This window comes from Pseudooceanicola lipolyticus (assembly GCF_002786325.1).
GTDB lineage: Bacteria > Pseudomonadota > Alphaproteobacteria > Rhodobacterales > Rhodobacteraceae > Pseudooceanicola_C > Pseudooceanicola_C lipolyticus.
The window spans coordinates 1-8,524 of record NZ_PGTB01000154.1; the positions used below are offsets into that span (position 1 = coordinate 1).

An 8,524-nucleotide genomic window follows, 5' to 3' on the forward strand; every position below is an offset into this window, starting at 1 on the left:
GTCTCCCGCGCGACGGTGAACCGGGCGCTTGGGGCGCTGGCCGAAGAGGGGTTTCTCGAACGCCGCCGCAAGGCCGGCACCCGCGTCGCGCTGCTGCCGCAGCGGCGCGCGCAGATGGCGATCCCGGTGATCCGGCAGGAGGTCGAGGCGCGCGGCCAGAGCTTTTCGATGAGCCTGATCGCCCGCGCCCGCACCCCGATGCCACCGCCCCTGCGCGCCGCGCTGGGCCTCGGCGAAGCCGCACCGGTGGAACGGGTGCAAACCCTGTTCCTGGCCGATTCACGCCCCTTCGCCTTCGAGGACCGCTGGGTGCATCTGGACGGCGCGCCCGGCTTCGAACAGGCGCCGCTGGACCGGATCAGCGCCAATGAATGGCTGGTGCAGGAAACCGCCTTCGACCGCGGCACGCTGGACTACAGCGCCGAACCGGCCGGCACGACCGAAGCCCGGCATCTGGGCTGCGCCGAAGGCACCCCGCTGATGATCCTCAACCGGCGCACCTATGGACCGGAATATCCGGTCACCCTGGTCCGGCTGGCCTTTGCACCGGGCTACCGGGTGCGGCTGGAGATCTGACCGCGGTCACAGCAGTTTGAGACGGGAAGCGGCCCCCTACTCGCGCCCGAAGGCTGCATCCGGCGTCCAGGTCCGTTTGCCGCCCAGCGGGCCCCAGCGCATATGCAGGCAGGCGGTGCCCAGACGCTGGAAATACAGGATATCGACCGGGTACCAGCCGGCCTCGGGCGCTTCGACCTCGACAATGCGGGTGGTGTCGCAGGCCTGGCGGCCGTCGAAAAATCCAACCTGCTGGCCGCCGATCCGGGCATCGATACCGTCATTGGTCAGGAATTCGATCTCGTAGACCCCCGGCGCGTCGAAGCGGACAAAGCCGCGAATTCGCGCGGCGACGTTCAGCGCCCGCTCGGCGGTCAGGGTCGGATCGCCTTCGACGGTGTCGCGGTAATCCAGCCCGGTCAGCGGCGGTCCGGCCTTGGCCGATGCCGACAGCCCCGATTGCGCCTCGGCCAGGGTGCGGATGTCCGCGTCGGGATAGGCATAGCGCACCGAAAGGCCGGATTTCAAAGTGCCTGGCTGGGGATCGGCGGGGGTGATCCGCAACGGTTCGGCCAGGACCACCTGCCCCCACAGCACCGCCGCCAAGGCGGCACAGAACATTCGGATTTTCATCGCATTCCCACCTTTCCCGGCCAGATGGGTACAGCCTAGGTCGCGCCGGTAGCGCCGGCAAGCGCGATAACGCTACGTCAGCCGCGGGATCAATGCGCCGAATCCACCGCCTTCAGCGCGTCAAGACGGCCGCGATTGCGGCAGGGTCCGGGCGCGCGGGGGGCCACGGGGTGATCCCGCAGCCACCGCGCGCAACGCCCGGCCCATTGGCACTGGCGGCAGGACTGGACCATCTCCGCCCACTCCTCTGGTCCAAGCCGCCGATGCCCGAAGGCGCCGACCAGGTCGGTCTCGGTCGCCTTCGCCATCCCCGCCAACAGGCGCAGATGTTTGTACGTCTCCCCGAGAGGGGTCACCGGCCCTCCCCCGCCTGCAGCCGTTGCAGCAACTCGCGGTTGCGGCAAAAACCCGGCGGCGCGGCAACCGGCATCTCCGCCGCGGCCAGCCACCTGGTGCAATGGGCCGCACTTGAACAATCGGCGCAGCGCAGCACCGAATCGGACAGTTCGTCCATCGACAGGTCGCCCGCGAACAGCGCTTCTTCGAGGTCGACCGCCACGGTTGCGGCCATCTGGTCCAGCAGCGCGGCGTGCAGTTTCAACTTGGCAGGGTCGGTCAAGGCGGCAGCCTCCGGAATCACGCGGATGCCCTAAACCTAGCGGCCCGGCCCCCTGCCCGCCTTGATCCAGATCAACCCGACGGGGCGCCGGGCACCAGCCCCAGCCGGGCGCTGGTCTGATAGACCACCTGCAGCCGGTCGGCATTGGGCGGGTGCGTGCCCAGGAAGGCATTGCCGGGATCGGGAATGCGGGCAAAGAAGCCGGCCCCGATCAGCGGGTTATAGCCGGCGCGGAAGGCGATCACCGTGCCGAGCTCATCCGCCTCCAGCTCGAATTCCTTGGAATAGGCGCGCGCCCCCACCGCCGCGCCCAGCTCCTGTGCGCGGGCGACATCATTGGCGCTGCCGCCGCTCAGCGTTGCCAGTTCGCCGAACACCTCCGCCCCGGCCGCGGAATTGCGCCGTTGCCGGTCCAGGTGGGTCAGGATGTGATGGGCGGCCTCGTGGCTCATGATGAAGGCCAGTTCGTCGGCATTGTCGACGCTGGCGATCAGCGAAATGGTGAAGGTGATGGTGGGCCGGCCGGCGGAATCGACGCTTTGAAAGGCATTGGGCGGCGCGCGGCGGCCATCGACAACGATTCGGTAGTCGCAATTCAGCTGCGGCGCCTGCCGGCGGCATTCGGCCTCGGCTTGCGGTTCCACCGCGCTGACCACCTGGGCGAAGCTGCGCGCCGCCTGTTCCGGCGTCATCGCGGGGGTATAGCGCCCCTCCCCGCCCGGCAGAGCCATATCACAGCCCGCCAGGGCCAGCCCCAGCAGCAGCCAAAGCGCGCGCATTTCCGCTCCTCTCCGTAGTTGCGGCGGCGCCGATCCGGCACCGTGCCAGGGAACCCTAGCACAGCCATCCATGCCCGCCAGTGCCACGACCCCATCCGCGTCGATTTCGCCACAGGATCCGGCTTGCATTGCCGTCATCGCAACGTCACTCTGCCCGCATGTTTAGCATCGAACATGAATTCGACTCCACGGTGATCACCCTGATCGACGAGGGCGAGACACCGCTTCAGGAAGACGTGGTGATCAACAGCTTTGCCGAATGCGTCACGCTCGAGCAGCTGGATCCGCGCACCGACCGGGTGATGAAGATCACCCTGTCGCCGGAACAGCTGCGCGATCTCGGCGCGGCGCTGAACCTGCCCGAAGGGGTCTATCAGCTGCGACCGCCGCACGAGGCATAGCGGAACAGCTTGTCCCGCGCGGCCTGTCCCCGCACCAGGGTCAGATCCGAGGGGGCGACGCCCATCGCTCGGGCCAGCATCGCCCGCACCGCGCCATTGGCCTTGCCCTTCTCGGGCGGCGCGGTAACCCGCGCCTGCAGGCCCTCCGGCGTGACCTTCAGCATGTCCCGCGCAGCCCCGGGCGTGACGCGCAAAGCAATCTCGGCCCCCGGACGGGCAAGGTGGCCCAGATCGGGCAGGTCATTGGGCTTGGGTCGTGCCATGTCCCGGAAAATGCACCTTTATCCGCGCCCGCGCCATAGACTTTCGCGGTCATGCGGGCATAGTCCGGTTGCAGGCGACACGACCCCAACAACATGAAGGCAGGCGACGATGGCAACAGGGTTTTTCTGGGATGAACGGTGTTTCTGGCATGCCGGCGGCAACTATGCGATGACCCTGCCGCTGGGCGGGCTGGTACAGCCGCTGGCGGCGGGCGGCCTGCCGGAAAACCCCGAAACCAAGCGCCGGCTGAAAAACCTGATGGATATCACCGGCCTGTCGGCCGAGCTGGACATGCGCAACGCCGGCGCCGCGACGCGGGCCGAGCTGGAGCGGGTGCACCCGGCCAGCTATCTCGACAAGTTCAAGACCCTGTCCGATGCCGGCGGCGGCGAATTGGGCCAGCGCACGCCGTTTGCGCGTGGCGGTTACGAGATCGCTGCGCTGTCGGCCGGGCTGGCCACCGCGGCGGTCGACGCGGTGCTGCGCGGCGAGGTAGAAAACGCCTATGCGCTGTCGCGCCCGCCCGGGCATCATTGCCTGCCCGACTGGCCCAACGGTTTCTGCCTGCTGGCCAATATCGCCATCGCCATCGAGGCGGCCAAGGTCACCCACGGGCTGGGCCGGGTGGCGGTGATCGACTGGGATGTGCATCACGGCAACGGCACCGAGGCGATCTATTACGGCCGCGACGACGTGCTGACCCTCTCGATCCACCAGGAACGCAATTATCCGACGGATACCGGCGCGATCACCGACCGGGGTGAAGGCAAGGGCAGCGGATTTAACATGAACATCCCCCTGCCCGCCGGATCGGGCCATGCCGCCTATCTGGCGGTGATGGACCGGATCGTGCTGCCGGCGCTGGAACGGTTCAAGCCCGACCTGATCATCGTTGCCTGCGGCTTCGATGCCTCGGCCTATGATCCGCTGGCGCAGATGCTGGTGATGGCCGAGACCTTTGCCGAGATGACCGCGCGGCTGAAGACGGCGTCGGCCGCGCTCTGCGACGGGCGGCTGGTGCTGGTGCACGAGGGCGGCTATTCCGAGGTCTACGTGCCGTTCTGCGGCCATGCCACCATCGCCACGCTGGCCGGCAGCACCATCGAGGCGCTCGATCCGCTGAAACCCAATTTCACCGCGCGCCAGCCCTCGGCGCGGACCGAGGCATTTCAGCTCGAGCTGATCGCCGACATGGCGCAAGAGTTGCTGTGACCCGGACCGACGGGTGGCATCCGGCGTGAGGCTGGGGCGCTGCATCCTGCACCGCTGGTCGCCCGAACTGGGCGATCCGACAGTGCTGGGCTGGGTCACCTTCGGCGCCTATGGCCTGGCCGGCCTGCTCTGCCTGGCCGCTTTCACCCGCGCCGCGCAGCCGGCCATTCGCCGACTGGGCTGGTGCACCGGACTGCTGCTGCTGGCGCTGATGGCGAACAAGCAGCTTGACTTGCAATCCGGGGTGATCGCCGTGGGCCATTGCGTGTCCACCGCGCAGGGCTGGTATGAACACCGTCAGTCGTTCCAGGCCGTGTTCATCCTGGCCCTGATGGCGGGTTTTGCCGCCTTCGGCCTGTGGCTGCTGTGGTCGCTGCGCCGCCATCTGCACCGGATCGGGCTGGCACTGGCCGGGCTGTGTCTGCTGATGGGCTTTGTCGCCCTGCGCGCCGCCGGGTTTCAGCATGTCAGCGCCCTGCTGCCCGCCGAACTGGCGCATTTTCGCGCCTTCTGGACGCTTGAACTGGGCGGCATCGCCCTGATTGCGTTGAACGCATTGGTGGCGCTGCGCTGGCAAAGATGACAGGAGAGTGCAGACCGCGCTTGAAAAGCCGCGCCGAAAAGCCGACATAGACCGCAGATGTAAACAGGATTCACATATGCCCGCCCCGAACCCCGCCGCGCTCGATTTTCTGTTGTCCCGCCGCTCACGCCCGGCCAAGACGCTGGATCTGCCGGTGCCGACGCATGCGCAGCTTGAACCGATCCTCACCGCCGCCGCGCGCACCCCGGATCACGGCAAGCTGGAACCGTGGCGCTTTATCGTGATCGAAGGCGCGGCGATGGCGCGGCTGGCCGACCTGGCCGAAACACGCGCCCGCGCGCTGGAACTGGGCGAGGATGACGTCGCCAAGGCGCGCAGCCAGTTCGACCAGGGCCACCTGGCGGTGGTCGTCGTCGAGGTGCAGAAGCCCTCGGAGAAGATACCGCCGCTCGAGCAGACCTATTCCGCCGGCGCCGTCTGCCTGGCGCTGCTGAACGCCGCGCTGGCCACCGGCTGGGGCGCCAACTGGCTGACCGGCTGGGTCTGCCACGACGCCACCTTCCGCGCCCAGGCGCTGGGCTTGGGCGATCATGAACGCATCGCCGGCATCGTCCATATCGGCACCGAACGCGTGGCTCCGCCCGAACGCCCGCGCCCGGATATCGCCGCCATCACCGAATGGGTCTCGTCTTGATCTTACAGTCGTTTTTCATGGCCGTCGCACAGATCGGCGACCGGCGCTTCCGCAAGGTCCTGTTCATGGGGGTGGCGCTGGCGCTGGCGTTGCTGGTGGCGGCCTATGCCGGGTTTCTCTGGCTGATCCAGGCCACCGTCGGACCCGAAGCCTATCTGCCGGTGATCGGCGAGGTGCGCTGGCTCGACGATCTGCTCAGCTTTGCCTCGCTGTTCTTCATGCTGGTGCTGTCGGTTTTCCTGATGATCCCGGTCGCCTCGGCCATCACCTCGATGTTTCTGGACGAGGTGGCGCAGGCGGTGGAAGACCGGCACTATCCGCACCTGCCGCCGGCGATCAAGGTGCCCTTCGGCGACGCGCTGCGCGACACGGTCAATTTTCTCGGGGTGCTGATCGGCGCCAACCTGCTGGCCTTCGTGCTCTATGTGCTGTTCAGCCCGGCGGCGATTTTCATCTTCTACGCGCTGAACGGGTATCTGCTGGGACGGGAATATTTCACCCTGGCCGCGATGCGCCGCATCGGCCGCGCCGGCGCCAAGCAGCTGCGCGCGCGCCATGGCGGCACCATTTGGCTGGCCGGCATCCTGATGGCGCTGCCGCTGTCGATCCCGATCCTGAACCTGCTGATCCCGATCCTGGGCGCGGCGACCTTCACCCATATCTTCCATGCCCTGAACGGCCGGGCAGAACGCCCGGCCGCCTGAGCCCGCTCAGCCCTCCAGCGCGGCGCGACCATCTCGGGCAAAACGGCATAGACCACCGGCTTGCCGGATTGCGCGGCGATCTCGGCCGCCAGCTTGGCCTTGGTAAAGCCGGCATCGCCTGCCAGCTCGCAGGTCTGGCCCAGATGCGCCGCCGGATCGGCCAGCACCGCCGCCGCCGCCTCGGCAAAATCCGCCCACGACGCGGCCGATACCTTGCCGGTGCCGGACCTGCCGATCACCGCGCCATGTTTCACCGCCAGCGGCACCGAGCCTGCAAAATTCTCGCTGTACCAGCCGTTGCGCAGCAACACCCAGCCCAGACCCGACGCGCGCAGTTCGGCCGCGGTGGCGCGATGTTCCTCGGCCAGCCTCAGCGGCGAGCGATCGGCCTGCAGAAAGCTGATAAAACCACGGTTCTGACCCCGGCCTGACGGGCGGCGGCGACCAGCGAAGCCGTCGGAACCCGGCCCGGCAGCGATGAAAGGACAAGGCGGCCAAGCTGGCCGGTGGCGCCGCCGCATGTGGAATATTCGCTGACCCCGCTGGGCGAAGAGATCTGCGACCGGGTCGAGGGGCTGGCCGACTGGATCGAAACCAACCTGCCCCGCCTGTTGCAGGCGCAGCGGCAGGCGGCCGAGTGACCCGGGGCTCAGTTGCGCGGCGGGCTCATCCGGTTGAACCAGTCGAAATCGCGCACGCTGATCCAGCCCTTGATGATCACGGTGGCGATGATCGCCCACAGCACCAGCGCGATCAGCGTGGTCAGGATCGCCTTTTTGCGCAGGTTATGCACCTCGGGCGCGCTGGCATGGGTGCCGGGCACCACCTCGCCGGCGTCGCCCTGGGTGCGCAGCCGGAACGGTATCACCACGAAGAAGGTCATGAACCAGACAACCGCGTAAAGCACCAGGGCAGTGACAACGTTCACGGCAAGCTCCTTCTCAGACCTGTTCCAGCTCGACCAGGCAGCCGTTGAAATCCTTGGGATGCAGGAACAGCACCGGCTTGCCATGGGCGCCGATCTTGGGCTCGCCATTGCCCAAGACCCGGGCGCCGGTTTCCTTCAGATGGTCGCGTGCGGCGAGGATATCCTCGACCTCGTAGCAGACATGATGGATACCGCCCGAGGGGTTCTTTTCCAGGAAACCGGCGATCGGGCTGTTGTCGCCCAGCGGGTACAGCAGCTCGATCTTGGTATTGGGCAGTTCGATGAACACCACCGTGACCCCGTGATCGGGTTCATCTTGCGGCGCGCCGACCTTGGCGCCCAGCGCGCTGCTGTATTGCGCCGACGCGGCCTCCAGATCCGGGACAGCAATTGCGACATGGTTCAGACGGCCGATCATTTCGCACTCCTCACTGCGTTTCGATCCGACCTTATGCGGCGGGCGGGGTTCAAGGGCAATGGGCGTTTTGGCGCAGGCCAGCGGCGTTAACCCGGGATTAGCCATTGCCGCCTAGCCTGATGGCATCCGCCGAAGGGAGAGCGCGATGGCCGATTCCGATCTGTTCACCTATATGCAACGGCGCCCCACGGTCGAGCGTCCGCTGCTCGGCCTGACCATCCTGGTGGTCGAGGACAGCCGCTATGCCAGCGAGGCGATGCGCCTGCTCTGCCTGCGCAGCGGCGCGCGCATCCGGCGCGCCGACAGCCTGCGCGCCGCGCATCTGCACCTGCGGGTCTACCGGCCCTCGGTGGTGGTGGTCGATCTGGGGCTGCCGGATGGGTCCGGGCTGGACCTGATCCGGGATCTTGCCGGCGCCCGGCGGCAAATGGCGATCCTGATTGCCACCTCGGGCGACCATGCCGGCGAAACCGCCGCCCGGACCGCCGGCGCCGATGCCTTCCTGCCGAAACCGGTCACCTCGCTGGCCGCCTTCCAGTCGCTGCTGCTGGCGCATCTGCCACCCAGCCGGCGCCCGCGCGGGCCGCGCCCAGCCAATGACGACCAGGTGCATCCCGACCGGCTGGCGCTGCAGGACGACCTGATCCAGATCGCCGAATTGCTGGGCAGCGATGGCGGCGCGGACCGGCTGGACTATGTCGCGCAATTTGTCGGCGGGCTGGCGCGCAGCGCCGGGGATGGCGCATTGGCCCAGGCTGCCGCCGAGCTGGCCC

The 8,524-nt window shown here is 67.7% G+C and carries 15 protein-coding genes and 1 pseudogene; 9 read left to right on the forward strand and 7 right to left on the reverse strand.

Features of this window, described 5'->3' with window-relative positions:
- Nucleotides 1-576: GntR family transcriptional regulator (locus CVM52_RS21135; RefSeq protein WP_100164376.1), on the forward strand; the 576-nt coding region annotated here is incomplete at its 5' end.
- Between the two features lie 36 nt (nt 577-612).
- On the opposite strand, the gene CVM52_RS21140 is transcribed toward CVM52_RS21135, so the two are convergent.
- The 4 genes from CVM52_RS21140 to CVM52_RS21155 all read right to left on the reverse strand — a co-directional run bounded on the left by CVM52_RS21140 (nt 613) and on the right by CVM52_RS21155 (nt 2,586).
- Entirely contained in the window at nt 613-1,188 is a 576-nt protein-coding gene (locus CVM52_RS21140) for a PA14 domain-containing protein (RefSeq protein WP_100164377.1), read from the reverse strand.
- Nucleotides 1,189-1,277: 89 nt separating this feature from the next.
- Nucleotides 1,278-1,637, reverse strand: coding sequence for a DUF6455 family protein (locus tag CVM52_RS28125; protein ID WP_370741663.1), 360 nt, complete (start codon nt 1,635-1,637; stop codon nt 1,278-1,280).
- Complete coding sequence (locus CVM52_RS21150) at nt 1,541-1,807, reverse strand: DUF6455 family protein (RefSeq protein WP_240621020.1); 267 nt, start codon at nt 1,805-1,807, stop codon at nt 1,541-1,543. Before CVM52_RS21150 ends, CVM52_RS28125 begins: the two co-directional genes overlap by 97 nt.
- Nucleotides 1,808-1,878: 71 nt before the next feature.
- Nucleotides 1,879-2,586, reverse strand: coding sequence for a M48 family metalloprotease (locus tag CVM52_RS21155; protein ID WP_100164379.1), 708 nt, complete (start codon nt 2,584-2,586; stop codon nt 1,879-1,881).
- 158 nt (nt 2,587-2,744) lie between these two features.
- On the opposite strand from CVM52_RS21155, the gene CVM52_RS21160 reads away from it, so the two are divergent.
- The gene (locus CVM52_RS21160) at nt 2,745-2,987 is read left to right on the forward strand and encodes a DUF8831 family protein (protein ID WP_100164380.1); all 243 of its coding nucleotides are present in this window, start codon (nt 2,745-2,747) and stop codon (nt 2,985-2,987) included.
- On the opposite strand, the gene CVM52_RS21165 is transcribed toward CVM52_RS21160, so the two are convergent.
- The gene (locus tag CVM52_RS21165) at nt 2,960-3,250 is read right to left on the reverse strand and encodes a DUF167 domain-containing protein (protein ID WP_100164381.1); all 291 of its coding nucleotides are present in this window, start codon (nt 3,248-3,250) and stop codon (nt 2,960-2,962) included. The two genes, CVM52_RS21160 and CVM52_RS21165, sit on opposite strands and share 28 nt — an antisense overlap.
- Nucleotides 3,251-3,359: 109 nt before the next feature.
- Between CVM52_RS21165 and CVM52_RS21170 the strand changes: the two genes are divergently transcribed.
- The 6 genes and pseudogenes from CVM52_RS21170 to CVM52_RS21195 all read left to right on the forward strand — a co-directional run.
- Nucleotides 3,360-4,463 (forward strand): histone deacetylase-like amidohydrolase, encoded by a 1,104-nt coding sequence (locus CVM52_RS21170; protein ID WP_100164382.1) that lies wholly within the window; start codon nt 3,360-3,362, stop codon nt 4,461-4,463.
- 13 nt (nt 4,464-4,476) lie between these two features.
- Entirely contained in the window at nt 4,477-5,046 is a 570-nt protein-coding gene (locus tag CVM52_RS21175) for an isopropylmalate isomerase (RefSeq protein WP_133119919.1), read from the forward strand.
- A 76-nt stretch (nt 5,047-5,122) separates the two neighbouring features.
- Complete coding sequence (locus tag CVM52_RS21180; RefSeq protein ID WP_100164384.1) at nt 5,123-5,701, forward strand: nitroreductase family protein; 579 nt, start codon at nt 5,123-5,125, stop codon at nt 5,699-5,701.
- Between the two features lie 17 nt (nt 5,702-5,718).
- Nucleotides 5,719-6,405: an EI24 domain-containing protein gene (locus tag CVM52_RS21185; protein WP_370302598.1), complete on the forward strand. Its 687-nt coding sequence runs from the start codon at nt 5,719-5,721 to the stop codon at nt 6,403-6,405.
- A gap of 68 nt (nt 6,406-6,473) precedes the next feature.
- Nucleotides 6,474-6,836: a hypothetical protein gene (locus CVM52_RS21190; RefSeq protein ID WP_133119920.1), complete on the forward strand. Its 363-nt coding sequence runs from the start codon at nt 6,474-6,476 to the stop codon at nt 6,834-6,836.
- 72 nt (nt 6,837-6,908) lie between these two features.
- Nucleotides 6,909-7,046 (forward strand): annotated as a pseudogene (locus CVM52_RS21195) (winged helix-turn-helix transcriptional regulator); the annotation flags it as partial.
- Nucleotides 7,047-7,054: 8 nt separating this feature from the next.
- Here CVM52_RS21195 and CVM52_RS21200 read toward each other — a convergent pair.
- A complete protein-coding gene (locus CVM52_RS21200) occupies nt 7,055-7,333 on the reverse strand; it encodes a DUF1467 family protein (protein ID WP_100164388.1) in 279 nt (92 codons plus the stop codon).
- 13 nt (nt 7,334-7,346) lie between these two features.
- Nucleotides 7,347-7,751, reverse strand: a complete 405-nt coding sequence (mce, locus tag CVM52_RS21205; protein ID WP_100164389.1) for a methylmalonyl-CoA epimerase — start codon at nt 7,749-7,751, stop codon at nt 7,347-7,349.
- 145 nt (nt 7,752-7,896) lie between these two features.
- Between mce and CVM52_RS21210 the strand changes: the two genes are divergently transcribed.
- On the forward strand, nt 7,897-8,524 hold a 628-nt coding region (locus CVM52_RS21210), incomplete at its 3' end, for a response regulator transcription factor (RefSeq protein ID WP_100164390.1).

Excerpts from the sequence above, each read along its gene's own strand:
- CVM52_RS21140 (WP_100164377.1), bottom strand. The coding sequence starts at position 1,188 with ATGAAAATCCGAATGTTCTGTGCCGCCTTGGCGGCGGTGCTGTGGGGG.
- CVM52_RS21155 (WP_100164379.1), bottom strand. The coding sequence starts at position 2,586 with ATGCGCGCGCTTTGGCTGCTGCTGGGGCTGGCCCTGGCGGGCTGTGAT.
- CVM52_RS21160 (WP_100164380.1), top strand. The coding sequence starts at position 2,745 with ATGTTTAGCATCGAACATGAATTCGACTCCACGGTGATCACCCTGATC.
- CVM52_RS21165 (WP_100164381.1), bottom strand. The coding sequence starts at position 3,250 with ATGGCACGACCCAAGCCCAATGACCTGCCCGATCTGGGCCACCTTGCC.
- CVM52_RS21170 (WP_100164382.1), top strand. The coding sequence starts at position 3,360 with ATGGCAACAGGGTTTTTCTGGGATGAACGGTGTTTCTGGCATGCCGGC.
- CVM52_RS21180 (WP_100164384.1), top strand. The coding sequence starts at position 5,123 with ATGCCCGCCCCGAACCCCGCCGCGCTCGATTTTCTGTTGTCCCGCCGC.
- CVM52_RS21185 (WP_370302598.1), top strand. The coding sequence starts at position 5,719 with ATGGCCGTCGCACAGATCGGCGACCGGCGCTTCCGCAAGGTCCTGTTC.
- mce (WP_100164389.1), bottom strand. The coding sequence starts at position 7,751 with ATGATCGGCCGTCTGAACCATGTCGCAATTGCTGTCCCGGATCTGGAG.